The following is a 24,963-nucleotide window of genomic DNA, read 5'->3' on the forward strand; positions in this document are numbered from 1 at the left end:
TTGCAGCGGCGCGGGACAGTATCAAAGAGCTGCGATGAGTCTCATCCAATTGAGTTCGTGCTCTTTCAAGTGGGCGCATCGTAATCACAATGATGGCCACTAGCAAGCATCCGATTAAACAACAAGACGAACTGTTGTTTATTGCGTGTAGGAGATTTCCCTATATGTGCAAGGGGATTCCCTGATGTCGATTTAACATTTCCCTCTTTAGCTGACAGCCCTGAAACCGCTGAGCCAGAGCGGCCGGTGAAACCTGCATCAGATCGTGAACCGCACCTGCGCGATGGCAGGCGTGAAGCATGCCAACAATAAAGGAGGATTAATGTAGGAACTGTCCGAAAGATTGCGGTCATCTGCGAACAAACGAAGGGCGACAACAGAGAATCAAGGAAGTGCCATCTTTATGATGGCACTTTATATAAAGAAGCACTTCTGTAAGGACGGCCGCGAACCATTGGATGTGTGGACAGTTATTTTCCAACCTGTATTAATCAGTCCACGAAACATATACAGAACTTAAAACCGCCCATAAAAAATGGGCACCCGATTCAATCGGTGTGCCCATTTTTCAATACGGTTCTCCACTTTATTCAGGGAGTTCGCCGCAATTACGGATTAACGCTGTCTTTCAACGACTTGCCCGGCTTGAACGCAACGGTGTTGCTGGCCTTGATTTTGACAGGTTCGCCAGTTTGCGGGTTTTTGCCGGTGCGGGCACCGCGGTGGCGTTGCAGGAAGGTACCGAAACCCACCAGCGTGACGCTGTCTTTGCGGTGCAGAGCGCCGGTGATTTCTTCGAGAACGGCGTTGAGAACGCGATTGGCCTGCTCTTTGGTGAGGTCTGCTTTTTCCGCGATGGCGGCGGCGAGTTCTGGTTTACGCATTAGTGAAGCCCCTTTGACGGTTTTTTGTTGTTATGTCCGTGCTGTTCTCGTTGGAACAGCGCCCAAGGCGCCGCAGATGCTCTACTCTGCGGCAGACGGGAGTGAGAATGGCACGCACGGAAGAGCCGCGCCAGTCTCGGCGCGACCTTTGTAGGGGCAAAAGCGGGGTGATTCCGACAGAACGACCGGTATTTACGCCAGCAGTGCCGGAAGCTCTTTGTTGAGGGCCAGTTTTTCCATCACCGCCGCGCCTGTCAGGGCATAACCGAGCAGTTTTCCGCTGGCATCGCGGCACAATACTTTGATGTCCGCGCCCTGCCCTTCGACGGTCCAGACGCCCTCGGCACCCCGTGGTGGCGGCGAAACCACCAACGGGCAGACCGGGGTTTTCACGGTGATCGGCATCGGGCCATAACTCACGGCCGTAGGGTTGCCGGCGAGGGTTTGTGCCAGCGCTCTCGCACAACTCATCAGTGGCATGACGTACAACAAGTTCAGCCCATCGACCTCGGCGCAGTCGCCCAGGGCGTAGATATTGGCGTGGGAGGTTTTCAGGTGACGATCGACCACCACGCCGCGATTGACCTGCACACCGGCCGCAGCCGCCAGATCGATACGGGGACGCAGGCCAATGGCCGAGACCACCACGTCGCACGGAATCACCTGACCATCGGACAGATGCGCTTCCAGACCGTCTGCGACGCGCTGCAAGCGGTTGAGTACCGGCCCAAGGTGGAAACGCGCGCCCAGGCTTTCCAGCCCGGCCTGAACCGCAGCGGCCGCCGCCGGGTGCAGCAGGGTCGGCATGACTTGCTCGCACGGCGCAACCAGTTGCACCTCGTAGCCGCCGAGGATCAAGTCATTGGCGAACTCGCAACCGATGAGGCCCGCACCGAGCAGCAGCACCCGGCGCTTGCCCGCCGCGGCGGCCCGAAAGCGTGCGTAATCTTCCAGGTCGTTGATCGGGAACACCGCATCAGCCGCGTCGCCTTCGATGGGCACCCGCACGGTTTCTGCACCCCAGGCCAGGATCAGGTCGCGGTAAATCACCGCTTCCTCACCGATCCACAGGCGTTGGTGGCCCGGATCGATGCCGCTGATGCGCGTGTGAGTACGCACTTCGGCCTTCAATTGCTCGGCCATGGCGCCCGGCTCGGCCATGCTCAGGCCGTCGGCGTCTTTGTTCTTGCCGAAACCGGTGGAGAGCATCGGCTTGGAGTAGGAACGCCCGTCATCGGCGGTAATCAGCAGCAACGGGGTTTCGCCATCGAGCTTGCGAAACTCGCGGGCCAGGTTGTAGCCGGCCAGCCCAGTGCCGACGATCACGACAGGTGCGTTCATTCCTTACTCCTCGGTTTCTTGTTAGTTGATTTCGATCATTTCGAAATCCATCTTGCCTACGCCGCAGTCCGGGCACAGCCAGTCTTCCGGTACGTCTTGCCACAGCGTGCCCGGCGCAATGCCGTCGTCCGGCCAGCCGTCGGCTTCGTTATAGATCAGGCCGCAGACCACACATTGCCACTTTTTCATTCAAGTACTTCCTCAGGATTCAGGCTTATTGCCGGCGCGGACGGTCGCCAGGTGGGCGATGCCGTCCGGCTCAGGGGCGTTTTGTACTGATCGGGCCCGGCAGATGCAAGCCTGTTCGGCGCGACGACGGCCCGGATCACTCAAAATCGCTGGCTGACATGGTAAGCTCGCCGCCTCATTTGCTGCCAATAATGACTCACTGTGCCGCACTCAAAATCCCCCTCCGCAACCCCGCTGTGGCTCCCTCAAAGCCAACTGACGCCCCTCCCCGACACGTCTACCCTCGACTGGCTGTTCGACGAAGGCTCCCTGACCCGACGCCTGATCCGCTTGTCGAATGACGGCTTCAGCGTCACGCCGCTGTTTGAAGGCTGGCAACCGCTGCGCGCCGACGAATGTGCCGCGCTGGAGTTGAAGGAAGGCAGTGAAGGCTGGGTGCGCGAGGTGTATTTGCGCGGTCACGGCGAAGCGTGGGTGTTTGCCCGCAGCGTGGCGGCGCGCAGCGCTTTGCAGGGCGACGGCTTGCACATGGATGAATTGGGCAGCCGTTCCTTGGGCGAACTGCTGTTTTGCGATCACGCATTCCAGAGGCGCGCCATCGAGGTTTGTCACTATCCTGAGGACTGGCTGCCGTTGGCCTCCCGGGCACCCGAACTGTGGGGCCGTCGCTCGCGTTTCGACCGAGGCGCCTTGAGTGTGCTGGTGGCCGAGATCTTCTTGCCGACCTTGTGGCTCGCCACCCGCGCCCACCCGGAGAACTGCTGATGTACCAGAGCCTGCTCAAGTCCCTGAACCGCTTGAACCCTCGGGCCTGGGATTTCATTCAGCTAACGCGCATGGACAAACCGATCGGCATTTATCTGCTGCTGTGGCCGACGCTGTGGGCACTGTGGATTGCCGGCGAAGGTTCGCCATCCCTGGCCAACATTGTGATTTTCGTCCTTGGCGTGGTGCTGACCCGCGCCGGCGGTTGCGTGATCAACGACTGGGCGGACCGCAAGGTCGACGGCCACGTCAAACGCACCGAACAGCGCCCTTTGGTGAGCGGCAAGATCAGCTCCAAAGAAGCCCTGGTGTTTTTCGCGTTGCTGATGGGCGTGAGTTTTCTGCTGGTGCTGTGCACCAACGCGGCCACGGTGTGGTTGTCGTTCGGCGGTTTGGCGTTGGCCTTCAGCTACCCGTTCATGAAGCGCTACACCTATTACCCGCAAGTGGTGTTGGGCGCGGCGTTCTCCTGGGGCATGCCGATGGCGTTCACCGCCGAAACCGGTGAACTGCCGGCAGCCGCATGGTTGCTGTGGATCGCCAACCTGCTGTGGACCGTTGGCTACGACACCTATTACGCGATGACCGACCGCGACGACGATTTGAAGATCGGCGTGAAATCCACGGCCATTCTGTTTGGCGATGCAGACCGGGTGATCATCCTGACCCTGCAAGGGTTGGCGTTGGGTTGCCTGTTGCTGGCTGGATCGAAATTCGAGCTCGGTGGCTGGTTCCACCTCGGGCTACTGGCGGCGGCGGGCTGTTTTGCGTGGGAGTTCTGGTACACCCGCGGCAAGGACCAGATGCGTTGCTTCAAGGCGTTTTTGCACAACCACTGGGCCGGGTTGGCAATTTTTGTCGGGATTGTGCTGGATTACGCCACGCGCTGACCGCCCAAGCCGCGGCCGAACGCATGTTTCGGCAGCGGCTACAGGCTTTGATCGGTTACTTCTGCGATTCGTGTATGACGTGCCAGACGTCCTTCATTTTGTCGCCCTCCATGTCACCAGGCTTTTTATCCTTCACGAAGGTGTAGAGCGGCTTGCCGTCGTAGGCATATTGCATCATGCCGTCATCACGCTTGATGACTGTCCATTTGCCTTCGGCCTTGGCACCCGCCGGGGCCATCATCGGTGGCCAGTTCTCGGCACAATCACCGTTACACATGGACTTGCCGCCGGAGTCCTTGTCGAACGTATAAACGGTCATTCCCTTGTGGTCGACCATCATGCCGTCCTTCATCATGGCCGGTTCGGCAGCGAAGGCCATTGTCGGCAAAGCCAGAGCAGCGGCCAACATCATTGCCTTAAGGGAGAACGAGTATTGAGTCATGGAAACCTTCTCTTGTGGTAGTCAGGATTCGGAATTAGAGCTTAGCCCAGGTTCGTGACAATCGCCGGTCGACTAAAATACTGTCACACGACTGCAATAATTCCGTTATCTAATGCGGCGCAAGACAGTTAAATGACAAGAGGATTAAAGGCATGGTTGGCAGGAGCATTCTGATCGTCGACGACGAAGCGCCCATTCGCGAAATGATCGCCGTTGCGTTGGAAATGGCCGGCTATGACTGCCTGGAGGCTGAGAACTCGCAGCAGGCCCATGCCATCATCGTCGACCGCAAGCCGGACCTGATCCTGCTCGACTGGATGCTGCCCGGCACGTCCGGCATCGAGCTGGCCCGTCGTCTCAAGCGCGATGAGCTGACCGGGGACATCCCGATCATCATGCTCACCGCCAAGGGCGAAGAAGACAACAAGATCCAGGGCCTGGAAGTGGGTGCTGACGACTACATCACCAAACCGTTTTCCCCGCGAGAGCTGGTGGCGCGCCTCAAAGCCGTGCTGCGCCGTGCCGGCCCTACCGACGGCGAGACGCCGATCGAAGTCGGCGGCCTGCTGCTCGACCCGATCAGCCACCGCGTGACCATCGACGGCAAACCGGCCGAGATGGGCCCGACCGAATACCGCCTGCTGCAATTTTTCATGACTCACCAGGAACGCGCCTACACCCGTGGCCAGTTGCTGGATCAGGTCTGGGGTGGCAACGTATATGTCGAAGAGCGCACCGTCGACGTGCATATCCGCCGTCTGCGCAAAGCCCTCGGTGATGCCTACGAAAATCTGGTACAAACCGTGCGCGGCACCGGTTACCGCTTTTCTACCAAAGCCTGACCAAGACCTTTCCCGCCCGACAAGCTGACAAGGACGCGTGTTCAATTGAACCAAAACTGGCATGGCACCCTGATCCGCCACATGCTGTTGCTGGTGACCGGCTGTTTGGTGATCGGCCTGATTACCGGCTACTACGGCTGGAGCCTCGCCGCGGGCCTGGGCCTTTACCTGGCCTGGACCCTCAAGCAATTGCTGCGGCTGCACGAATGGCTGCGACTGCACAAACCCGACGAAGCACCACCCGACGGCTATGGCCTGTGGGGTGAAGTATTCGACAGCATCTATCACCTGCAACGCCGTGACCAACGCGTGCGTGGACGCCTGCAAGCGGTGATCGATCGGGTTCAGGAATCCACCGCCGCACTGAAAGACGCCGTCATCATGCTCGACAGCGATGGCAACCTGGAATGGTGGAACCGCGCCGCCGAAACCCTGCTCGGCCTCAAGACACCGCAAGACAGCGGTCAGCCGGTCACCAACCTGGTGCGCCATCCGCGCTTCAAGGAATATTTCGAGCAGAACAACTACGCCGAACCGCTGGAAATCCCGTCGCCGACCAATGATCGCGTACGCATTCAGCTGTACATCACCCGCTACGGCAACAACGAACACTTGATGCTGGTGCGCGACGTGACGCGTATCCATCAGCTGGAACAGATGCGCAAAGACTTCATCGCCAACGTGTCCCACGAATTGCGCACACCGCTGACGGTGATCTGCGGCTACCTGGAAACCCTGCTCGACAACGTCGAGGAAGTGAACCCACGCTGGACCCGTGCCTTGCAGCAAATGCAGCAGCAAGGCGGGCGCATGCAGACCTTGCTCAACGACTTGCTGCTGTTGGCCAAACTGGAAGCCACCGATTACCCCTCGGACAACCAGCCCGTGGTGATCGACGGCTTGCTGCAATCGATCACCGGCGATGCCCAGCAGTTGTCCGGCCAGAAGAACCAACGCATCACCCTGGAAGCCGATCCGACGATTCTGCTCAAGGGCAGCGAAGCCGAGTTGCGCAGCGCGTTTTCCAACCTGGTGTTCAACGCGGTGAAATACACCCCGGCCGAAGGCAATATCCGCATCCGCTGGTGGGGCGATGAGCAAGGCGCACACCTGAGCGTGCAGGACTCCGGGATCGGCATCGACAGCAAACACCTGCCGCGCCTGACCGAACGTTTCTACCGCGTCGACTCCAGCCGCAACTCCAACACCGGTGGCACCGGCCTCGGCCTGGCGATCGTCAAACACGTACTGCTACGGCACCGCGCGCGGATGGAAATCAGCAGTGTGCCGGGGCATGGCAGCACGTTTACCTGCCACTTTGCGCCGGCCCAAGTCACGAAAACCCGGGTCATCAGCACCGCCGACTGATACCGGCCAGCACTCGCCACTAGGCAATCATCAAGTCAGCCGCTACATTGGCTGACTTGTGCCTGTCCTTCAGGCACCGCATCGACCCCCTTTTCGAATACACGGAACCCGCAAAACTCCATCATGGACCCTTCCCCTGGCTTGACCCTCGCGACACTCTTCGCCGATTTCGGCATGATTCTTTTTGCTCTGATCCTGGTTTTGCTCAACGGCTTTTTCGTTGCGGCGGAATTTGCCATGGTCAAATTGCGCTCGACCCGGGTCGAGGCCATCGCTGAAAAAAACGGCTGGCGCGGACACATCCTGCGCACCGTTCACAGTCAGCTCGATGCGTACCTCTCGGCGTGCCAATTGGGTATCACCCTCGCCTCCCTGGGCCTTGGCTGGGTAGGTGAACCGGCGTTCGCACACATCCTCGAGCCGCTGCTTGAAGCCGTCGGCGTGCAGTCGCCCGAAGTGATCAAAGGCGTATCGTTCTTCACGGCGTTCTTTATCATTTCGTACCTGCACATCGTGGTCGGTGAACTGGCGCCGAAATCCTGGGCCATTCGCAAACCCGAGCTGCTGTCGCTCTGGACCGCGGTGCCGCTGTACCTGTTCTACTGGGCCATGTACCCGGCGATTTACCTGCTCAACGCCAGCGCCAACACGATCCTGCGGATCGCCGGCCAGGGTGAACCCGGCCCGCATCACGAGCACCATTACAGCCGTGAAGAACTGAAACTGATCCTGCACTCCAGCCGTGGCCAGGACCCGAGTGACCAAGGCATGCGTGTATTGGCCTCGGCGGTAGAAATGGGCGAGCTGGAAGTGGTCGACTGGGCCAACTCCCGGGAAGACCTGGTGACGCTGGAGTTCAACGCGCCGCTCAAGGAAATCCTGGCGATGTTCCGTCGCCACAAGTTCAGCCGTTATCCGGTGTACGACAGCGAAAGTCAGGAGTTCGTCGGCCTGCTGCACATCAAGGACCTGCTGCTGGAATTGGCGGCACTGGACCACATCCCCGAGTCGTTCAACCTCGCCGAACTGACCCGGCCGCTGGAACGAGTGTCGCGGCACATGCCGCTGTCGCAGCTGCTGGAACAGTTCCGCAAGGGCGGCTCGCACTTCGCCCTGGTTGAAGAAGCCGATGGCAACATCATCGGTTACCTGACCATGGAAGACGTGCTTGAGGTGCTGGTCGGCGACATTCAGGACGAACACCGCAAGGCTGAGCGCGGCATCCTCGCGTACCAGCCGGGCAAACTGCTGGTTCGGGGCGACACGCCGCTGTTCAAGGTCGAACGCCTGCTGGGCATCGATCTGGACCACATCGAAGCCGAAACCCTCGCCGGGCTGATCTACGAAACCCTGAAACGGGTGCCGGAAGAGGAAGAAGTGCTGGAAGTCGAAGGCTTGCGGATCATCATCAAGAAAATGAAAGGGCCGAAGATTATTCTGGCCAAGGTGTTGATGCTGGATTAAGTTTTTTTTGGCTTGAACCGTGTTGATCCCTTCGCGGGCAAGCCTCGCTCCTACAGATCATACCGACCGTAGGAGCGAGCGGTGCGGCGATCCGACTTGCCCGCGAAGGCGTCAGTCCAGGCAACACATCATTGTTTGCCCAACGCAAAGTTGGGCAACGCGCCCACCGCTTGATTGAACTGATACGGAATCGACACCAGCCCCAACCCCGTATTGCGCTGCACCACGAAGTGCAAATGCGGCCCGCTGCTGTTGCCGGTATTGCCCGACAGTGCCAGCGCACTCCCCACTGATACCCGTTGCCCCTCGCGAACGCTGACCGAACCTTGCTTGAGGTGCAGGTACACGCCCATGGTTCCGTCGTCGTGCAGCACCCGCACGAAATTGCCCGATGGATCGGTGCCGCGCCCGGTCTGCGCATTCTCGGTTTTCACCACCACCCCGCCACGCGCCGCGATGATCGGCGTGCCTTCGGGCATGGCGATGTCCATGGCGTAACGGTTCTTGGCGCCGAAATGGCTGTATTGACCGTTGGCGCCCTGACTCAGGCGAAACGGCCCACCACGCCAGGGCAACGGATACCGATAGGCCATGGCGGCCCCTGAAGGGTCGCCCAGGGAATATTCGAACCTTGGGGTGTACGCCAGCGGCCTTCCGGCCTTCGTCGCCGTGAGCAACGCCAGACGAATGTTGCTGCGGGCCGGCATGACCCGGCGGATCGGCCGACTCGGCGCGCCGCTGACATTGCTCAGCCCGGCAAAACTCAGCTCGATCTCGACCGGCGCATACAGGTCGTTGCGCACGTACACGTTGTCCACGCCCTTCTGCTTCTTGATCTCCAGGTACACCTGGCGCTCAAGGTGCTCGACCATGCGATCACGAAAAACGAACACATGGGACCCTTTCGTGGGGCGGTCGCTGTAGGAGACCACGCCATTGGCGTCTTTGGACTTGTAGATAGTCATGGCCACAGCCAAGGTGGAGGCCATGAAAAGACCACAGAAAAACAGCAGGCGCGCGAGCATGGGCAAGAGTCTGTCGAGTAAGGCCTGGGGAGGAGCCTAGCAGCTGCAATGGACCCGGGTAGTCGGCAGATGTTTCAAAATGGGCAGCAAAGGGGACGCACTGTGAATTTGAGGGCCCCATCGCTAGCAGGCTAGCTCCCACAGGGGAATGCATTCCAATGTGGGAGCTAGCCTGCTAGCGATGACGGGCTGTCAGGCGACGAAGATCAAGCGCCGGGTACGAAATGCTTCTGCGCCGTACCACGGGCAATCAGGCGGGAGATGTAGTCGAGCTTCTGCGCATCCTGATCCACAAAGCGGAAGGTCAGTTGCAGCCAGTCACTGTCGGGTTTCGGTTCAAACGCGACGATGGCGTGCAGGTAGCCATTGAGGCGGGCGACTTCAGCGTTGTCGCCCTGCTCCAGGTCGAGCACGGCGCTGTCGAGGACTTGTGGCAGCGTGTCGGTGCGCTTCACCACCAGCAGCGCTTCCTTGATGCTCAAGGCTTTGATCACGCATTGCTGAATGCCGCTCGGCAAACGCAGCTGGCCTTGACCCCGACCGCTGGCAGGTGCGGAAGCAGCGACCGGTGCCTTGATCGGCGGGCTATTGAGCAAACCGCGCGAAGGTGCAGCCGCCGGTGCCGGAGCGGCGACCACCGCAGCCTTGCCGCCGGTCAATGCGCTCAGGGAATCGTTGCCGAAGGCCGAGTTCATTTTGGTCGGGGCACCGTTCATCAAGGCGTCGAGCTTGCCGACCTTGTTCAGCGCCTGCTTGACCTTGGTCAGCAGTTGTTCGTTGGTGAAGGGCTTGCTGACGTAGCCGGAAACGCCGGCCTGAATCGCCTGGACCACGTTCTCTTTGTCGCCACGGCTGGTCACCATCACGAAGGGCATGGTCTTGAGGTTGTCCTGCTCGCGGCACCAGGTCAGCAGTTCCAGGCCAGACATTTCCGGCATTTCCCAGTCGCACAACACCAGGTCGAACGCTTCCTTGGCCAGCATGGCCTGAGCCTTTTTGCCGTTGATGGCGTCTTCTGTCCGGATACCCGGGAAGTAGTTACGCAGGCACTTCTTTACCAGGTCACGAATGAACGCCGCATCGTCCACCACCAACACACTGATCTTGCTCATCCACCACCCCTCGAAAAAATCCCGGCAAGCATACCGTTTTGCTGATGGCACATTGCCAAAAACCTTCAGTCACGCCGGGACTTTTCGTTCGCGGGTGCTGCTTTTGAAGTCGAAAACCACACAAAAAAACGCCCGGCCAAAGGACCGGGCGTTTTTCTCGGGCAGTCTTACTTATCGTCAGCTTTGCCCGGAACATTAGCGGTTTCGCCACTTGTGCCTTCAACTTCTTCTTTCATGCGCTTGAGGCCCAAGTGACGCACGTCCGTGCCGCGCACCAGGTAAATCACCAGTTCCGAAATATTGCGCGCGTGGTCGCCGATCCGCTCCAGCGAACGCAGCACCCAGATAATGCTCAAGACCCGCGAGATAGAGCGCGGGTCTTCCATCATGTAGGTCGCAAGCTCGCGCAGCGCAGTCTTGTATTCGCGGTCGATGATCTTGTCGTACTGGGCCACCGACAACGCCAGGTCGGCGTCGAAACGGGCAAACGCGTCCAGCGCGTCACGGACCATGTTGCGCACCTGATCGCCGATGTGGCGAACCTCGACGTAACCACGCGGGGCCTCGCCTTCTTCGCACAACTGAATGGCACGGCGGGCGATCTTGGTCGCTTCGTCACCGATGCGTTCCAGGTCAATTACCGATTTGGAGATGCTGATGATCAGACGCAAGTCAGACGCCGCCGGCTGACGGCGGGCCAGAATGCGCAGGCATTCTTCGTCGATGTTGCGTTCCATCTGGTTGATCTGGTCGTCGATCTCGCGAACCTGCTGTGCCAGGCCGGAGTCGGCCTCGATCAGCGCGGTCACCGCGTCATTAACCTGCTTTTCCACCAGACCGCCCATGGCCAGGAGGTGGCTGCGCACTTCCTCCAGTTCAGCGTTGAACTGCGCGGAAATGTGGTGGGTAAGGCCTTCTTTACTAATCATCAGTTTCGCTCCGCGAAAGTTGCAAGCTTCAAGCCGCAAGCTTCAAGCAGTTATGTATGAGTCCTGATATCGCACCGCTTCTTTCTTGCCGCTTGAAGCTTGCGGCGTGCAGCTGTACGGCTAGCCGTACCGCCCTGTGATGTAGTCTTCGGTCTGCTTCTTCGCCGGATTGGTGAACAGAGTGTCGGTGTCACCGAATTCCACCAGTTTGCCCATGTACATGAACGCCGTGTAGTCGGAGACCCGCGCGGCCTGTTGCATGTTGTGGGTCACGATGACGATAGTGAACTTCGATTTCAATTCGTAGATCAGCTCTTCGACTTTCAACGTCGAGATCGGGTCGAGTGCCGAGCAGGGTTCGTCGAGCAGCAGCACTTCCGGCTCTACGGCGATGGTGCGAGCGATCACCAGACGTTGCTGCTGACCACCGGACAGGCCAAGTGCCGATTCATGCAGACGGTCTTTGACTTCGTCCCACAGCGCCGCGCCTTTCAACGCCCACTCGACCGCTTCGTCGAGGATGCGTTTCTTGTTGATGCCTTGAATGCGCAGGCCGTAAACCACGTTTTCGTAGATGGTTTTCGGGAACGGGTTCGGCTTCTGGAACACCATGCCGACGCGCCGACGCAGCTCGGCCACGTCTTCGCCCTTGCGGTAGATGTTGTTGCCGTACAGGTTGATTTCACCTTCTACGCGGCAGCCATCGACCAGGTCGTTCATGCGGTTGAAAGTCCGCAGTAACGTGGACTTGCCGCAGCCGGACGGGCCGATGAAGGCGGTCACGCGCTGTTTCGGGATGTTCAGGTTGACGTCGTACAGCGCTTGTTTGTCGCCATAGAACAGATTCAGGCCCGGCACTTCGATGGCCACGGTTTCCTGTTCAAGACTCAGGCTCTGTTTGTCGCGGCCCAGGGCAGACATGTTGATGCCGTGGGTATGTGCTTCGTGCTGCATGGGAGGCTCCCTGTGCTAACAAATTCGGTTCGGTTGGCCGCTGGCCTCACAAAATGGGCCAGCGGTGTTGCCGTTCTGTAGGAGCCAGGCTTGCCGGCGAAGGCGTCCTTGAAATCGCCTTCGCCGGCAAGCCTGGCTCCTACAGGGAGCGGCGGTATTAGCTATCCAGCGCTTTGTATTTCTCGCGCAGATGGTTACGGATATAAACGGCCGACAGGTTCAATGTCGCGATCACCAGCACCAGCAGCAGCGCCGTGGCGTACACCAGCGGCCGCGCGGCCTCTACGTTCGGGCTCTGGAAGCCGACGTCATAGATGTGGAAGCCCAAGTGCATGATCTTCTGGTCCAGGTGAAGGTACGGGTAGTTGCCATCCAGTGGCAGCGACGGTGCCAGTTTCACCACACCCACCAGCATCAGCGGCGCTACTTCACCGGCGGCGCGCGCCACGGCGAGGATCATGCCGGTCATCATGGCCGGGCTGGCCATCGGCAGCACGATCTTCCACAAAGTTTCAGCCTTGGTCGCGCCGAGTGCCAACGAGCCTTCACGTACGGTGCGAGGAATCCGCGCCAGGCCTTCTTCGGTGGCCACAATCACCACCGGCACTGCCAGCAGCGCCAGGGTCAGGGACGCCCAGAGCAGGCCCGGCGTACCGAAGGTCGGCGCCGGCAACGCTTCAGGGAAGAACAACCGGTCAACCGAGCCGCCGAGTACATAGACGAAGAAGCCCAGACCGAACACGCCGTAAACGATGGCCGGAACGCCCGCCAGGTTGTTCACGGCGATGCGAATAATCCGGGTCAACGCGTTCTGTTTGGCATATTCGCGCAAGTAAACCGCTGCCAGCACGCCGAACGGCGTCACGACCATCGCCATGATCAGGGTCATCATCACAGTGCCGAAAATCGCCGGGAAGATCCCGCCTTCGGTGTTCGCTTCACGCGGGTCGTCGCTGAGGAATTCCCACATCTTGCTGAAGTAGAAACCGATCTTGGTGAAGGTGCCCATCGCGTTCGGCTGATAAGCATGAACCACTTTACCGATGCCGATTTCAATCTCTTTGCCGTTCGCATCGCGGGCCGTCAGGCTGTCGCGGTTGAACTGGGCGTGCAGGTCGTTCAGGCGTGCTTCGATGTCCTGATAACGTGCGTTGAGCTCGGCGCGCTCGGATTCCATGTCCGCTTGCGCGGCGGCATCGAGATTTCCGGCCAGTTCCAGCTTGCGACCGTGCAGGCGGATGCGTTCGAGGCCGGCGTTGATCGCGCCGATGTCGACTTTTTCCAGGGTCTTGAGCTGTGCGGCGAGCTCGTTGACGCGGGCAACGCGAGCCTGCAACTCAGGCCACGCGGCTTCGCCTTCAGCAATAACCTTGCCTTCCTGTTTGACGTTGACCAGGTAGCCGTAGAAATTGCCCCACTCGCGGCGCTCGATGGCCATCAGCTCCGGCGGCGTCTTCTGGTTGGTCAGCCACTCGCCGACGATCCAGGTGAAGTCGTTACCGTTCAGGTCACGGTTGCCGACCTTGATCAGCTCCCGGGTCATGAACTCCGGGCCCACGTCGGGTACCGGCAGACCGGCACTTTTCAGACGCTCGCGCGGCACTTCTTCTTTCTGCACGATTTCGCCGATGACCAGGTGATTGGCCTGGCCCGGCACGTCGTAGCTGGCGTGAATCAAATCCGCCGGCCAGAAGTGACCCAGACCGCGCACGGCAATCACCGCGAGCAGGCCAATGGTCATGATGACCGCGATGGACACCGCGCCACCGCTGATCCAGACGCCTGGGGCGCCGCTCTTGAACCATCCATTCAGGGAGTTCTGTTTCACAGACTTCTACCTTTCTTAAAGCGACGAGTATTTCTTGCGCAGACGCTGACGAATCAGTTCCGCGAGGGTGTTCATGACGAAGGTGAACAACAGCAGCACCAGCGCCGAGAGGAATAGCACTCGGTAGTGGCTGCCGCCGACTTCCGATTCGGGCATTTCCACCGCGACGTTGGCGGCCAGCGTTCGCAGACCTTCGAACAGGTTCATTTCCATGACCGGGGTGTTACCGGTAGCCATCAGCACGATCATGGTTTCACCGACCGCACGGCCCATGCCGATCATCAACGCCGAGAAGATGCCCGGGCTGGCGGTGAGGATCACCACGCGGGTCATGGTTTGCCACGGTGTGGCACCGAGGGCCAGGGAACCGAGGGTCAGGCCGCGAGGCACGCTGAACACAGCATCTTCGGCGATGGAGTAGATGTTCGGGATCACCGCGAAGCCCATGGCCAGACCGACCACCAGTGCGTTGCGCTGGTCGTAGGTAATGCCCAAGTCGTGGGAGATCCACATGCGCATGTCGCCACCGAAGAACCAGGTTTCCATGTACGGGCTCATGTACAGCGACAACCAGCCCACAAACAGGATCACCGGGATCAGGATCGCGCTTTCCCAGCCGTCCGGCACTTTCAGGCGGATGGACTCAGGCAAGCGACTGAAGACGAAACCGGCCACCAAAATGCCAATCGGCAAGAGCATCAGCAGGCTGAAGATGCCCGGCAAATGCCCTTCCACATACGGCGCGAGGAACAGGCCGGCGAAGAAACCGAGGATCACCGTCGGCATCGCTTCCATCAGCTCGATCACCGGTTTGACCTTGCGGCGCAGGCTCGGGGCCATGAAGTACGCGGTGTAGATTGCAGCAGCGACGGCCAGTGGTGCAGCCAGCAGCATGGCGTAGAACGCGGCTTTCAGGGTGCCGAACGTCAGCGGCGACAGGCTCAGTTTGGGCTCGAAGTCGGTGTTGGCGGCGGTCGATTGCCAGACGTATTTAGGCTCGTCGTAGTTCTCGTACCAGACCTTGCTCCATAACGCGCTCCAGGAAACCTCCGGGTGCGGGTTGTCGAGAAGCAGCGGTTGCAGCTTGCCGCCCTGTTCCACGATGATTCGGTTGGCCCGTGGCGACAGGCCGAAAAGGCCTTGGCCTTCCACAACCTGATCCACCAGCAAGGTACGGTGAGCGGTGCTGTGGAACACGCCGAGCTTGCCGGACGCATCAAGGGCGATGAAGCCTTTGCGACGTTCTTCGGCGGTGATTTCAACGATTGGCGTAGTGCCCATCTGGAAGGTGCGGATCTGCTTCAGACGCTGCTCGCCATCCGGGTCGCGGGCCATGAACCACTGGGCCAGGCCACCCTTGGAGTCGCCGAGGATCATTGAGATACCGCCGACCAATTGAGTACTGGCGGTAATCTCGGCATCGCCGTTTTCGAGCAGCTTGTAACGACCGTTGAGGCTCTTGTCGCGCAGGCTGAACACGTCGGCTTGCGCACGACCGTTGATCACGTACAGCCATTGCTGACGCGGGTCGACGAAGATGTTCTTCACCGGCTCAGTCATCTGAGGCAGATCGATGCGCTTCTGCTCGTTGGTGATTTCGCCGGTCATCATGTTTTCTTCGCTGGTCAGCGACAGGACATTGAGTTGTGAACCGGTGGAACCGACCAGCATCAGGGTGGTGTCGGTGGCGTTGAGGCTGACGTGCTCCAGCGCGCCGCCCGTCTCGTTCAGCGTGATCGGGGTTTCGCCGTACGGGTATTCGATGGCTGGCGAGATGGTTTTCTTGCCGTCCGGGTAGCTGACTTTATAGGTATGACGGAACACCAGGGCCTGGCCGTTGGAGAAACCCACCGCTACCAGCGGATGGCCGGGCTGGTCTTCGCCGATGGACGTGACGCTGGCACCCGCTGGAACCGGCAGATCGACGCGCTTGAGTTCGGCGCCACTGTCGATGTCGAAGAACAGCGCCTGGCCCTTGTCGGAAACGCGCATGGCGACCTGGTTCTGTTCTTCCAGGGAGATCATCAGCGGCTTGCCGGCGTCTTGCATCCAGGCCGGCGTGATGGTGTCCTTGGTCGTCAGGTCGGCCCCCTGGAACAGGGGAAAGACGACGTAGGCGAGGAAGAAGAAGATCAGCGTGATCGCGGCGAGAACGGCAAGGCCGCCCACGAGGACGTACCAGCGGGTCAGGCGATCTTTGAGCGCGCGGATGCGGCGCTTGCGTTGCAGCTCAGGCGTATTGAAATCAATTCGCTTGGGAGGATTAGTAGTCATGGTGGAATTGGCCAGATCATTCATGCGCACACCCTAGCGATCCTGTATGACAGAAAGATGACAATGCAGTGACGCAACAAATCCGCCGCCAGCGGAAACTGGCAGTGGACCGGAAATTTGGGGGGCCGGCGTACCGGCATTTGTAGGAGCGAAGCTTGCTCGCGAAGGCGTCATTACATTCAACATCAATGCCGACTGAACCACCGCTTTCGCGGGCAAGCCTCGCTCCTACAGGTCCGGGTTTACCCCGGGCCTAGGGTTTTACTTTTTTGCTACGCTGCCGCCTTCCTGCAGACCCAGGTCAGCCAGTGCTTTTGCAGCAACCTTGGCCGGCAGTGGGATGTAGCCGTCTTTCACCACAACTTCCTGACCCTGTTTTGACAGGATCAGCTTCACGAACTCGGCTTCCAGCGGGGCCAGAGGCTTGTTCGGGGCTTTGTTGACGTAAACGTAGAGGAAGCGCGACAGCGGGTACTTGCCGTTCAGGGCGTTTTCTTCGGTGTCTTCGATGAACTCGGTGCTGCCTTTCTTGGCCAGAGCTACCGTCTTCACGCTAGCGGTTTTGTAGCCAATGCCCGAGTAACCAACGCCGTTCAGCGAGGAGCTGATCGACTGCACGACCGAAGCCGAACCTGGTTGTTCGTTGACGTTTGGCTTGTAGTCACCTTTGCACAAGGCTTCTTCTTTGAAGTAGCCATAGGTGCCCGATACCGAGTTACGACCGAACAGTTGAACCGGCTTGTTCGCCAGGTCGCCGGTCACACCCAGATCACCCCAGGTTTTCACGTCGGTTTTAGCGCCGCACAGACGAGTGGACGAGAAGATCGCGTCGACTTGTTCCATGGTCAAGTGCTGGATCGGGTTGTCTTTGTGCACGAACACAGCCAGGGCATCCACGGCAACCGGGATAGCGGTTGGCTTGTAGCCATATTTGGTTTCGAAGGCCTGCAGCTCGTTGTCCTTCATCTTGCGGCTCATCGGGCCCAGGTTAGCGGTGCCTTCAGTCAGCGCAGGTGGCGCGGTCGAGGAACCGGCGGCCTGAATCTGGATATTTACGTTCGGGTATTCTTTTTTGTAGTTCTCAGCCCACAGGGTCATGAGGTTGGCCAGAGTATCGGAGCCGACGCTGGACAGGTTGCCCGACACACCAGTGGTCTTGGTGTAGCTCGGGATAGCAGGGTCAACAGCGGCAACCGCGTTGGCAGTCGCAACGCCAGCAGCGACAAAAGTCATTGCCGCCATCAAACGCTTCAGTTTCATGCCTTACTCCTAGCAGATAGGGTGTGTTAGTCGGGGCCAAGTATCAGCAGGCCGTGTGAACACTCTATGGCTGAAATATGACAATTGGATGAAAGGCCAGCATTCGAGGTTTTACCGGATAATTCATGCGCCCCAATCGCTAGCAGGCTAGCTCCCACATTGGAATGCATTTCAATGTGGGAGCTAGCCTGCTAGCGATTGGGGCCGGTACAGCTACAGACAATTTCGGGATCAGCGCCCCTTCTTCCAGAGATAAGCCCCCACCAGAATTCCGACGACACAAATAATCGCCACATAGTAGGCCGGCCCCATCGGGCTTTCCTTGAGCAGCAGCGTCACCACCATCGGCGTCAGGCCGCCAAAAATCGCATAAGCCAGGTTGTAAGAGAAAGACAACCCGCTAAAACGCACCACCGCCGGAAAGGCTTTGACCATCACATACGGCACTGCACCAATGGTGCCGACCAGGAAGCCGGTCAAGGCGTACATCGGGAACAGCCAGTCAGGGTGATTGAACAGGCTGTGGTAGAAAGTCCACGAGCTGAACAACAACGCCGCACTGCCAAATACGAACACTCGACCCGCACCGAAACGGTCAGCCAAAGCACCGGACGCCACGCAGCCAAAGCTCAAGAACACAATCGCCAGGCTGTTGGCCTGCAACGCCGTGGTCGGCGAGAAGTGGTAAACGGTCTGCAGCACGGTCGGGGTCATCAGAATGACCACGATGATGCCGGCGGACAGCAGCCAGGTCAGCAGCATGGAAATCAGGATCGCCCCGCGATGGTCACGCAATACCGCGCGCAGCGGTACCTCTTCGGCCAGGGCTTTGCGCAGCTGCAGCTCGGCGAACACCGGGGTCTCGTGCAGCCAGCGGCGCAGGTACACCGAGAACAACCCGAACACGCCGCCCAGCAGGAACGGGATCCGCCAGGCGTAATCGGACACTTCAACCGGGGTGTAAATGCTGTTGATCGCGGTGGCGACCAACGAGCCCAGGAGGATGCCAGCTGTCAGACCGCTCGTCAGAGTGCCGCAGGCATAACCGATATGACGCGCCGGGACGTGTTCGGAAACGAATACCCACGCGCCCGGCACTTCACCGCCAATCGCCGCGCCCTGAATCACCCGCATCAGCAGCAACAGGATCGGCGCCCACATGCCGATCTGCGCATAGGTTGGCAGCAGGCCCATGATCAAGGTCGGCACCGCCATCATGAAAATGCTCAAGGTGAACATCTTCTTGCGGCCCAGCAGATCACCGAAGTGCGCCATGACAATGCCGCCCAGCGGGCGAGCGAGGTAGCCGGCGGCGAAGATGCCGAACGTCTGCATCAGGCGTAGCCACTCGGGCATGTCCGCCGGGAAGAACAGTTTGCCCACCACGGTGGCGAAGAACACGAAGATGATGAAGTCGTAAAACTCCAGCGCACCGCCCAGGGCAGACAGCGATAAAGTCTTGTAGTCGCTACGGGTTAACGGGCGTGCGGGCTGGGTCGGCTGCGCGATGCTAGAGGGCGCTGTGGTCATGGCAAGGGCTTCTCTTATAGTCGGATCTGCAACCCCAACAACGCTGGCGGGGGCTTGGGCAGGTCCGGCACGATAGCAAATTGTTCGAAAAAGCACATGGAGGTGCGTATTTGACGGTCAAAATGAGAACCGGACGGTCGTCTCGGAGTCTACCGATCGATATACTCGCTGCATTGCAGCATTTGTAAGGGGTTGCTGTGCGAAAACGCGCTGACTGTAGGGCAAGGTAATTGCTTGGTTCAGTCGCTTTCGCAGAGTTTCCCTTTAGGCGCCTTACGAAAAACGTGACGGACGTAGTATGTTCGGGCTGAATCGTTTTTCCAAAGGCTCCAGTGCGCAAAGTCGCCGAGCGAAGGTCAGGCAAGGCAAAAACAGGCGAGGACGCGGAGTTTACTGCTGTAAATGAGCGTCCGAGCCTGTTTTTAACGCAGCATGACCGAGCGCAGGCACTTTGCGCGCGGAGCCGTAAGACGGCTATTCACGCGAAGTACTAATGAAGAGTCACGGGTCAGAGGCACCCCCGGCATGATAGAGCTCGAACAAGAAGATCCAATCCCGCAAGGCGACCTGGCCCTGCAAATCACCGCACTTCCGCGTGAAACCAACGGCTTCGGCGATATCTTCGGCGGCTGGCTGGTGGCACAGATGGATTTGGCCGGCACCGCAATGGCCAGCAAAGTCGCTGGCGGACGCGTGGCGACCGTTGCGATTGATCGCATGGCGTTCCTGGTTCCGGTGGCGGTGGGCGCTCAGCTCTCCTTCTATACCCAGGCGCTGGAAATCGGCCGCAGCTCGATTCAGATGATGGTCGAAGTCTGGAGCGACGATCCGCTGTCCAGCGAGTGGCGTAAAGTGACTGAAGCCGTGTTTGTGTTTGTCGCGATCGATGGCAGCGGCCGGACCCGCTCGGTTCCTCCGCGCGCGCGTTAAACACCGCGACCTTTCTGCGGTCCATTGCAGTCATTGTTCCTGATCGAGAGTTGCCCCATGAGCACGCCCAACGTTGAAGCCGTGAAACTGGATGAACTGAACTGCTGGCGCATCCGCCACGGCCAGGCCGAACTGCTGGTCGCCCAGCAAGGCGCGCACATCCTCAGTTATCAATTGGCCGGCCAACCGCCGCTGATCTGGCTTAACGACGAGGCCGTTTTCAAGACCGGCAAGAGCATCCGCGCCGGTGTGCCGGTGTGCTGGCCGTGGTTCGGCAATTTCCCGCGTAACCCGCAAAGTGTCCAGGCGATGCGCGTGAGCAGCGAACCGCCAACCGCCCATGGTTTTGTACGGGCGATGGATTGGGAACTGGGCGGTATCGAAGCCGAGGGCGAGCGCCTGAAGGTGGAATTCATCCTGCCCTACCCTGAAGGCGGCTTCCCTGGCTGGCCGCATCAGGTGGATTTGAAGCTGAGCATTCGTCTGGATGAGCAACTGCACATCAGCCTGACCAGCCACAATCGCGGCACCGACAAAGTCACCATCAGCCAGGCGCTGCACAGTTATTTCGCGGTCAGTGATGTACGCAATGTGCATGTGGAAGGGCTGGATGGCTTGAGCTATATCGAAACTCTGGATGACTGGAAAACCAAGGCTCAGACCGGTGAACTGCGTTTTACCGGCGAGACTGATCGCATCTACCTCAATACCCCGGCGAAGGTGAGCATTGTCGACCCGGCCTGGGAACGACGTATCGAGCTGACCAGCAGTGGTTCGCGCACGGCGGTGATCTGGAACCCGTGGATCGAACGCGCGGCGGCGTTCAGCGACATGGCCGACGACGGCTGGCAGAAGATGCTGTGCATCGAGACGGCGAATGTGATGGATGACGTGGTGACGCTGGCGCCGGGTGCGAGCCATACCTTGGGTGTCAGCGTCGGCGCAAAACCACTCTAAGCCATACCGCAATACGAAATGTGGGAGCCAGCCTGCTGGCGATGGCGCTGTGTCAGTCAACTTGAAAGTATCTGACCCACCGCTATCGCCAGCAGGCTGGCTCCCACAGTTATTTCGAGTGGCTGTTAGAGATCGGACTCCTGCACTACCCGCACCTTCGCCGCATCCAGCGCATACGCCGCATCCGCCAAATCATTGTTGACCTTCTCGATCTTCAGCGTGCCGGTCACCCACAGCGGCGTGTAGATGTCATCCAGCTTCAAGCCTTTCGGATAACGCACCAGCACCAACTGATTCGGTGGCGGTGGCGGCACGTGGATGCAGGCGCCCGGGTACGGCACGAGGAAGAACAGCGTGCTGCGGCCCTTGGCGTCGGACTCCAGCGGCACCGGATAACCACCGATGCGGATATTCTTGTCGTTCATCGACGGCACGGTTTTGGTCGAATACATCACCGACGGCAAGCCCTTGCTCTGCTTCATGCCACCTTTTTCGGTAAAGGTGCCATCGCCTTCCGGGGAGTTGTGGTCGATTTCGGGCATGGCCTCGAGGGCCTTCTGGTCCGACTTGGGCATCAGTTCGAGCCAGTCGGTTTCCGGCAGTTCGCCGGCATGGGCCAAACCGCTGCCCAACAGGAGGAGAGTCAACAAAAAACGGCGCATGGAGGTGCTCGGTAAGGAAAGGACGTGTAACGCCGAGCATTCTAGCCCTCCCTACGTGCGCCGCAGAGAGGACTTCGTCGCTTGAATCAGTTCTTTCTGATCAAGCCGTAGATCACCAGCAACACCACCGCACCGACCAGCGCACCGATGAAGCCTGCGCCTTGACCGGCCTGGTAGATGCCCAGGGCTTGGCCGCCATAAGTAGCCGCCAGCGAACCGCCGATACCGAGCAGGATGGTCATGATCCAGCCCATGCTGTCATCACCCGGTTTCAGGAACCGAGCCAGCAGGCCGACGATCAAGCCGATAAAGATGGTTCCGATAATTCCCATGGCGTTTCCCTCTGAATGATTTGGATATGAAGCCTAGTCAGACTTTGGCATCCTGCCATCAGAGAACGGCGGGGCCTAATGGTTCCGCCGCTGCCACATGAAACTGTTTATTCGGCGATGAGCGCTTCGACCTTGAGGATCTGCTGCTCCAGCGTGGCCTTGTCGGCACAACGCAGGTTGGCGTGACCGACCTTGCGGCCGACCTTGAACGCCTTGCCATAGTGGTGCAGATGGCAATCGGCGATGGCCAGGACTTTGTCGGTCTCCGGCACTTTACCGATGAAGTTGAGCATCGCGCTCTCGCCGACCTTGGCCGTCGACCCCAGCGGCAGACCAGCAATGGCCCGCAGGTGGTTTTCGAACTGGCTGCACTCGGCGCCTTCGGTGGTCCAGTGCCCGGAGTTGTGCACGCGCGGGGCGATTTCGTTGGCCTTGAGGCCACCGTCGACTTCGAAAAACTCGAACGCCATGACGCCGACGTAATTCAGCTGCTTGAGCACACGGCTGGAGTAGTCTTCGGCCAGTGCTTGCAGCGGGTGATCGGTGCTGGCCACGGACAGCTTGAGGATGCCGCTGTCGTGGGTGTTGTGAACCAACGGATAGAACTTCGTTTCACCATCACGAGCACGCACGGCGATCAGCGAAACTTCGCCGGTGAACGGCACGAAGCCTTCCAGCAGGCAGGCCACGCTACCCAGTTCGGCGAACGTGCCAACCACATCTTCCGGTTTGCGCAGGACTTTCTGGCCCTTGCCGTCGTAACCCAAAGTGCGGGTTTTCAGTACGGCTGGCAGACCGATCGAACCGACAGCGGCATCCAGATCGGCTTGCGACTGAATGTCGGCGAACGCCGGGGTTGGAATCCCCAGGTCTTTGAACATGCTCTTCTCGAACCAGCGATCGCGGGCGATGCGCAGGGCTTCGGCGCTCGGGTAGACCGGGACGAATTGCGACAGGAACGCCACGGTTTCGGCCGGGACGCTTTCGAACTCGAAGGTCACCAGATCGACTTCATCGGCCAGCTGACGCAGGTGATCCTGGTCGCCGTAATCGGCCCGCAGGTGTTCGCCCAACGCGGCTGCGCAAGCATCCGGTGCCGGGTCCAGGAAAGCGAAGTTCATGCCCAGCGGAGTGCCCGCCAACGCCAACATGCGACCCAACTGGCCGCCACCGATTACACCGATCTTCATCGTCAACAACCTCAGGCGATGCGTGGGTCTGGATTTTCCAGGACGCTGTCTGTCTGCTCAGCGCGGAATTTTTTCAGCACCGCGTGGAACTGCGGGTGCTTGGCGCCGAGGATACTCGCCGACAACAAGGCGGCGTTGATCGCGCCGGCCTTGCCGATGGCCAGGGTGGCTACAGGGATGCCCGCTGGCATCTGCACGATCGAGAGCAGCGAATCGACGCCCGAAAGCATCGACGACTGCACCGGAACGCCCAGCACCGGCAGGTGGGTCTTGGCCGCACACATGCCAGGCAGGTGGGCCGCGCCACCGGCACCGGCGATGATCACCTCGATGCCACGCGCCTCGGCCTCTTCGGCGTACTGGAACAGCAGGTCCGGGGTGCGGTGGGCAGAGACCACTTTCACCTCGTAAGGGATGCCGAGCTTTTCCAGCATATCGGCGGTGTGGCTAAGGGTGGACCAATCGGACTTGGAGCCCATGATCACGCCAACCAGTGCACTCATCGTCGTGCCTCTTCTCTCTGGGCGCCCGCAGGCGCGTCAAAAAACAACAAGCCACGCAAATGCGTGGCTTGATTGTACGAATTATGGCCAGTCGAACCGGCCGAAGGCCGCGCAGTATACCTCAATGAAGCAGATAAACAGCCCCTGAAACGACCATCTGTCATACGGCGTAAAGTCCCGGTTTTATTGACTCGCAGGTCAGGCAAAAACATCGTGAATCGACCTAACCTGTAGGAGCCAGGCTTGCCGGCGAAGGCGATCTTACGGACGCCTTCGCCGGCAAGCCTGGCTCCTACAAAATCTTATTGCCCGGTTGTGCCTTGCGCGGCGCCGCCCTCGAGCTTGCGCCACAGCAACCGCACGTTGGCCTTGCGCACCAGCGCGCAGCGATACAGGCGAATCTCCAGCGGTACATGCCATTGCGGGCCGCCGCAGACCACCAGTTCACCGCGCGCCAGTTCGGCGCGAACGCTGAGTTGCGGCACCCAGGCAATGCCCAATCCCTCCAGCGCCATGCTTTTGAGGCTGTCGGCCATGGCGGTCTCATAGATGGTGGTGAAGCGCAGCGCACGCTGGCGCAGCAACATGTTCACCGAGCGCCCGAGAAACGCACCGGCGCTGTACGCCAGCAGCGGCACACTGCCTTCGCCCTCCAGGTCGAACAACGGCTTGCCGTCGGCATCCGCCGCGCACACCGGCAGCATCTCGGTGTGGCCGAGGTGCAGCGACGGGAAGATTTCCGGGTCCATCTGCAAGGCCGCGTCCGGGTCATAGAACGCCAGCATCAAGTCGCAACCGCCTTCACGCAGCGCATGCACCGCGTCACCGACGTTCGTCGCCACCAACCGCGTGGCAATGTTCAGGCCTTCATTGCGCAACTGCGCGATCCAGCGCGGAAAGAAACCCAACGCCAATGAGTGAGCGGCGGCCACTTGCATCACTTCGCCCTGCCCGCCTTCCAGATGATGAAGGTGGCGCAGCACTTCGCCGAGCTGTTCGACCACGGTTCGCGCGGTCACCAGGAACAACTGCCCCGCCGCCGTCAGCTCGATCGGCGTACGCGAGCGATTGACCAATTGCAGCCCCAGCGCGGCTTCCAGGCTGCGGATCCGCCGACTAAACGCTGGCTGCGTTACGAAACGTCGTTCCGCAGCCTGGGAGAAACTGCGGGTGGCGGCCAAGGCGCTGAAGTCCTCGAGCCATTTACTTTCCAGATTCATCACGTCCTCCCGGACACGCACCAATTTAGGTCACACGCTCGCCGCACACACGGCGTCACATGGGCATTATGC

The 24,963-nt window shown here is 59.8% G+C and carries 24 protein-coding genes; 7 read left to right on the plus strand and 17 right to left on the minus strand.

Annotation, left to right across the window (positions count from 1 at the left end; genetic code table 11):
• Window positions 1-608: 608 nt before the first annotated feature.
• The 3 genes from ACYZT6_RS26725 to ACYZT6_RS26735 form a co-directional block, all read right to left on the minus strand.
• A complete protein-coding gene (locus ACYZT6_RS26725) occupies window positions 609-884 on the minus strand; it encodes an HU family DNA-binding protein (protein ID WP_003213368.1) in 276 nt (91 codons plus the stop codon).
• Between the two features lie 192 nt (window positions 885-1,076).
• On the minus strand, window positions 1,077-2,225 hold the full coding sequence (locus ACYZT6_RS26730) for an NAD(P)/FAD-dependent oxidoreductase (RefSeq protein WP_462029279.1): 1,149 nt from the start codon (window positions 2,223-2,225) through the stop codon (window positions 1,077-1,079).
• 21 nt (window positions 2,226-2,246) lie between these two features.
• Entirely contained in the window at window positions 2,247-2,414 is a 168-nt protein-coding gene (locus tag ACYZT6_RS26735; RefSeq protein WP_007954349.1) for a rubredoxin, read from the minus strand.
• 201 nt (window positions 2,415-2,615) lie between these two features.
• On the opposite strand from ACYZT6_RS26735, the gene ACYZT6_RS26740 reads away from it, so the two are divergent.
• Together ACYZT6_RS26740 and ubiA are read left to right on the plus strand one after the other, a co-directional pair.
• Entirely contained in the window at window positions 2,616-3,179 is a 564-nt protein-coding gene (locus ACYZT6_RS26740) for a chorismate--pyruvate lyase family protein (protein ID WP_462029280.1), read from the plus strand.
• The gene (gene ubiA, locus ACYZT6_RS26745; protein WP_462029281.1) at window positions 3,179-4,069 is read left to right on the plus strand and encodes a 4-hydroxybenzoate octaprenyltransferase; all 891 of its coding nucleotides are present in this window, start codon (window positions 3,179-3,181) and stop codon (window positions 4,067-4,069) included. Before ACYZT6_RS26740 ends, ubiA begins: the two co-directional genes overlap by 1 nt.
• A 55-nt stretch (window positions 4,070-4,124) precedes the next feature.
• Here ubiA and ACYZT6_RS26750 read toward each other — a convergent pair whose 3' ends face one another.
• Window positions 4,125-4,511, minus strand: a complete 387-nt coding sequence (locus tag ACYZT6_RS26750) for a COG4315 family predicted lipoprotein (protein WP_462029282.1) — start codon at window positions 4,509-4,511, stop codon at window positions 4,125-4,127.
• A 152-nt stretch (window positions 4,512-4,663) separates the two neighbouring features.
• Here ACYZT6_RS26750 and phoB point away from each other — a divergent pair, with 152 nt between their 5' ends.
• From phoB to ACYZT6_RS26765, 3 genes are all read left to right on the plus strand, one after another.
• Window positions 4,664-5,353 carry a phosphate regulon transcriptional regulator PhoB gene (phoB, locus tag ACYZT6_RS26755; protein ID WP_008150066.1) on the plus strand — a complete coding sequence of 230 codons (690 nt, stop codon included), beginning with the start codon at window positions 4,664-4,666 and terminating at the stop codon, window positions 5,351-5,353.
• Window positions 5,354-5,434: 81 nt separating this feature from the next.
• A complete protein-coding gene (phoR, locus tag ACYZT6_RS26760; RefSeq protein ID WP_462030021.1) occupies window positions 5,435-6,721 on the plus strand; it encodes a phosphate regulon sensor histidine kinase PhoR in 1,287 nt (428 codons plus the stop codon).
• A 123-nt stretch (window positions 6,722-6,844) separates the two neighbouring features.
• Entirely contained in the window at window positions 6,845-8,185 is a 1,341-nt protein-coding gene (locus ACYZT6_RS26765; protein ID WP_462029283.1) for a hemolysin family protein, read from the plus strand.
• A gap of 128 nt (window positions 8,186-8,313) precedes the next feature.
• On the opposite strand, the gene ACYZT6_RS26770 is transcribed toward ACYZT6_RS26765, so the two are convergent.
• The 8 genes from ACYZT6_RS26770 to ACYZT6_RS26805 all read right to left on the minus strand — a co-directional run bounded on the left by ACYZT6_RS26770 (window position 8,314) and on the right by ACYZT6_RS26805 (window position 19,097).
• Window positions 8,314-9,210, minus strand: coding sequence for a peptidoglycan DD-metalloendopeptidase family protein (locus ACYZT6_RS26770; RefSeq protein WP_462029284.1), 897 nt, complete (start codon window positions 9,208-9,210; stop codon window positions 8,314-8,316).
• A gap of 206 nt (window positions 9,211-9,416) precedes the next feature.
• Complete coding sequence (locus tag ACYZT6_RS26775; protein ID WP_462029285.1) at window positions 9,417-10,322, minus strand: response regulator; 906 nt, start codon at window positions 10,320-10,322, stop codon at window positions 9,417-9,419.
• A 167-nt stretch (window positions 10,323-10,489) separates the two neighbouring features.
• The gene (gene phoU, locus ACYZT6_RS26780) at window positions 10,490-11,251 is read right to left on the minus strand and encodes a phosphate signaling complex protein PhoU (RefSeq protein WP_008150055.1); all 762 of its coding nucleotides are present in this window, start codon (window positions 11,249-11,251) and stop codon (window positions 10,490-10,492) included.
• 120 nt (window positions 11,252-11,371) lie between these two features.
• Entirely contained in the window at window positions 11,372-12,205 is an 834-nt protein-coding gene (gene pstB, locus ACYZT6_RS26785; protein WP_461956351.1) for a phosphate ABC transporter ATP-binding protein PstB, read from the minus strand.
• A gap of 157 nt (window positions 12,206-12,362) precedes the next feature.
• Entirely contained in the window at window positions 12,363-14,033 is a 1,671-nt protein-coding gene (gene pstA, locus ACYZT6_RS26790) for a phosphate ABC transporter permease PstA (RefSeq protein WP_462029286.1), read from the minus strand.
• Between the two features lie 15 nt (window positions 14,034-14,048).
• Window positions 14,049-16,331, minus strand: a complete 2,283-nt coding sequence (locus ACYZT6_RS26795; RefSeq protein WP_462029287.1) for an ABC transporter permease subunit — start codon at window positions 16,329-16,331, stop codon at window positions 14,049-14,051.
• Between the two features lie 237 nt (window positions 16,332-16,568).
• The gene (locus ACYZT6_RS26800) at window positions 16,569-17,567 is read right to left on the minus strand and encodes a phosphate ABC transporter substrate-binding protein PstS (protein WP_462029288.1); all 999 of its coding nucleotides are present in this window, start codon (window positions 17,565-17,567) and stop codon (window positions 16,569-16,571) included.
• 231 nt (window positions 17,568-17,798) lie between these two features.
• On the minus strand, window positions 17,799-19,097 hold the full coding sequence (locus tag ACYZT6_RS26805; protein ID WP_462029289.1) for an MFS transporter: 1,299 nt from the start codon (window positions 19,095-19,097) through the stop codon (window positions 17,799-17,801).
• Between the two features lie 525 nt (window positions 19,098-19,622).
• Here ACYZT6_RS26805 and ACYZT6_RS26810 point away from each other — a divergent pair.
• Window positions 19,623-20,027 carry an acyl-CoA thioesterase gene (locus ACYZT6_RS26810; RefSeq protein ID WP_007896491.1) on the plus strand — a complete coding sequence of 135 codons (405 nt, stop codon included), beginning with the start codon at window positions 19,623-19,625 and terminating at the stop codon, window positions 20,025-20,027.
• A 57-nt stretch (window positions 20,028-20,084) separates the two neighbouring features.
• Window positions 20,085-20,984 (plus strand): D-hexose-6-phosphate mutarotase, encoded by a 900-nt coding sequence (locus ACYZT6_RS26815; RefSeq protein WP_462029290.1) that lies wholly within the window; start codon window positions 20,085-20,087, stop codon window positions 20,982-20,984.
• A 125-nt stretch (window positions 20,985-21,109) separates the two neighbouring features.
• Here the strand turns inward: ACYZT6_RS26815 and ACYZT6_RS26820 are convergent, their stop codons facing one another.
• The 5 genes from ACYZT6_RS26820 to ACYZT6_RS26840 all read right to left on the minus strand — a co-directional run bounded on the left by ACYZT6_RS26820 (window position 21,110) and on the right by ACYZT6_RS26840 (window position 24,891).
• On the minus strand, window positions 21,110-21,646 hold the full coding sequence (locus tag ACYZT6_RS26820; protein ID WP_462029291.1) for a DUF3299 domain-containing protein: 537 nt from the start codon (window positions 21,644-21,646) through the stop codon (window positions 21,110-21,112).
• Between the two features lie 86 nt (window positions 21,647-21,732).
• On the minus strand, window positions 21,733-21,978 hold the full coding sequence (locus ACYZT6_RS26825; protein ID WP_090177848.1) for a GlsB/YeaQ/YmgE family stress response membrane protein: 246 nt from the start codon (window positions 21,976-21,978) through the stop codon (window positions 21,733-21,735).
• Window positions 21,979-22,085: 107 nt separating this feature from the next.
• The gene (locus tag ACYZT6_RS26830) at window positions 22,086-23,168 is read right to left on the minus strand and encodes a 5-(carboxyamino)imidazole ribonucleotide synthase (RefSeq protein WP_462029292.1); all 1,083 of its coding nucleotides are present in this window, start codon (window positions 23,166-23,168) and stop codon (window positions 22,086-22,088) included.
• Between the two features lie 11 nt (window positions 23,169-23,179).
• Window positions 23,180-23,671 (minus strand): 5-(carboxyamino)imidazole ribonucleotide mutase, encoded by a 492-nt coding sequence (gene purE / locus ACYZT6_RS26835; protein ID WP_008150032.1) that lies wholly within the window; start codon window positions 23,669-23,671, stop codon window positions 23,180-23,182.
• Window positions 23,672-23,973: 302 nt separating this feature from the next.
• Window positions 23,974-24,891 carry a LysR substrate-binding domain-containing protein gene (locus ACYZT6_RS26840; RefSeq protein ID WP_131058959.1) on the minus strand — a complete coding sequence of 306 codons (918 nt, stop codon included), beginning with the start codon at window positions 24,889-24,891 and terminating at the stop codon, window positions 23,974-23,976.
• Between the last annotated feature and the right edge of the window lie 72 nt (window positions 24,892-24,963).

The organism is Pseudomonas sp. RT6P73 (genome assembly GCF_054897715.1).

What these genes read in the sequence shown, in the direction of transcription:
- ACYZT6_RS26830 (WP_462029292.1), bottom strand. Translation starts at nt 23,168, where the DNA reads ATGAAGATCGGTGTAATCGGTGGCGGCCAGTTGGGTCGCATGTTGGCG.
- ACYZT6_RS26810 (WP_007896491.1), top strand. Translation starts at nt 19,623, where the DNA reads ATGATAGAGCTCGAACAAGAAGATCCAATCCCGCAAGGCGACCTGGCC.
- pstB (WP_461956351.1), bottom strand. Translation starts at nt 12,205, where the DNA reads ATGCAGCACGAAGCACATACCCACGGCATCAACATGTCTGCCCTGGGC.
- ACYZT6_RS26730 (WP_462029279.1), bottom strand. Translation starts at nt 2,225, where the DNA reads ATGAACGCACCTGTCGTGATCGTCGGCACTGGGCTGGCCGGCTACAAC.
- ACYZT6_RS26825 (WP_090177848.1), bottom strand. Translation starts at nt 21,978, where the DNA reads ATGGGAATTATCGGAACCATCTTTATCGGCTTGATCGTCGGCCTGCTG.
- ACYZT6_RS26775 (WP_462029285.1), bottom strand. Translation starts at nt 10,322, where the DNA reads ATGAGCAAGATCAGTGTGTTGGTGGTGGACGATGCGGCGTTCATTCGT.
- ACYZT6_RS26795 (WP_462029287.1), bottom strand. Translation starts at nt 16,331, where the DNA reads ATGAATGATCTGGCCAATTCCACCATGACTACTAATCCTCCCAAGCGA.
- ubiA (WP_462029281.1), top strand. Translation starts at nt 3,179, where the DNA reads ATGTACCAGAGCCTGCTCAAGTCCCTGAACCGCTTGAACCCTCGGGCC.
- ACYZT6_RS26735 (WP_007954349.1), bottom strand. Translation starts at nt 2,414, where the DNA reads ATGAAAAAGTGGCAATGTGTGGTCTGCGGCCTGATCTATAACGAAGCC.
- phoB (WP_008150066.1), top strand. Translation starts at nt 4,664, where the DNA reads ATGGTTGGCAGGAGCATTCTGATCGTCGACGACGAAGCGCCCATTCGC.
- ACYZT6_RS26750 (WP_462029282.1), bottom strand. Translation starts at nt 4,511, where the DNA reads ATGACTCAATACTCGTTCTCCCTTAAGGCAATGATGTTGGCCGCTGCT.
- ACYZT6_RS26725 (WP_003213368.1), bottom strand. Translation starts at nt 884, where the DNA reads ATGCGTAAACCAGAACTCGCCGCCGCCATCGCGGAAAAAGCAGACCTC.
- ACYZT6_RS26800 (WP_462029288.1), bottom strand. Translation starts at nt 17,567, where the DNA reads ATGAAACTGAAGCGTTTGATGGCGGCAATGACTTTTGTCGCTGCTGGC.
- ACYZT6_RS26840 (WP_131058959.1), bottom strand. Translation starts at nt 24,891, where the DNA reads ATGAATCTGGAAAGTAAATGGCTCGAGGACTTCAGCGCCTTGGCCGCC.
- purE (WP_008150032.1), bottom strand. Translation starts at nt 23,671, where the DNA reads ATGAGTGCACTGGTTGGCGTGATCATGGGCTCCAAGTCCGATTGGTCC.
- ACYZT6_RS26765 (WP_462029283.1), top strand. Translation starts at nt 6,845, where the DNA reads ATGGACCCTTCCCCTGGCTTGACCCTCGCGACACTCTTCGCCGATTTC.
- ACYZT6_RS26805 (WP_462029289.1), bottom strand. Translation starts at nt 19,097, where the DNA reads ATGACCACAGCGCCCTCTAGCATCGCGCAGCCGACCCAGCCCGCACGC.
- ACYZT6_RS26815 (WP_462029290.1), top strand. Translation starts at nt 20,085, where the DNA reads ATGAGCACGCCCAACGTTGAAGCCGTGAAACTGGATGAACTGAACTGC.
- phoU (WP_008150055.1), bottom strand. Translation starts at nt 11,251, where the DNA reads ATGATTAGTAAAGAAGGCCTTACCCACCACATTTCCGCGCAGTTCAAC.
- ACYZT6_RS26820 (WP_462029291.1), bottom strand. Translation starts at nt 21,646, where the DNA reads ATGCGCCGTTTTTTGTTGACTCTCCTCCTGTTGGGCAGCGGTTTGGCC.
- ACYZT6_RS26770 (WP_462029284.1), bottom strand. Translation starts at nt 9,210, where the DNA reads ATGCTCGCGCGCCTGCTGTTTTTCTGTGGTCTTTTCATGGCCTCCACC.
- phoR (WP_462030021.1), top strand. Translation starts at nt 5,435, where the DNA reads ATGCTGTTGCTGGTGACCGGCTGTTTGGTGATCGGCCTGATTACCGGC.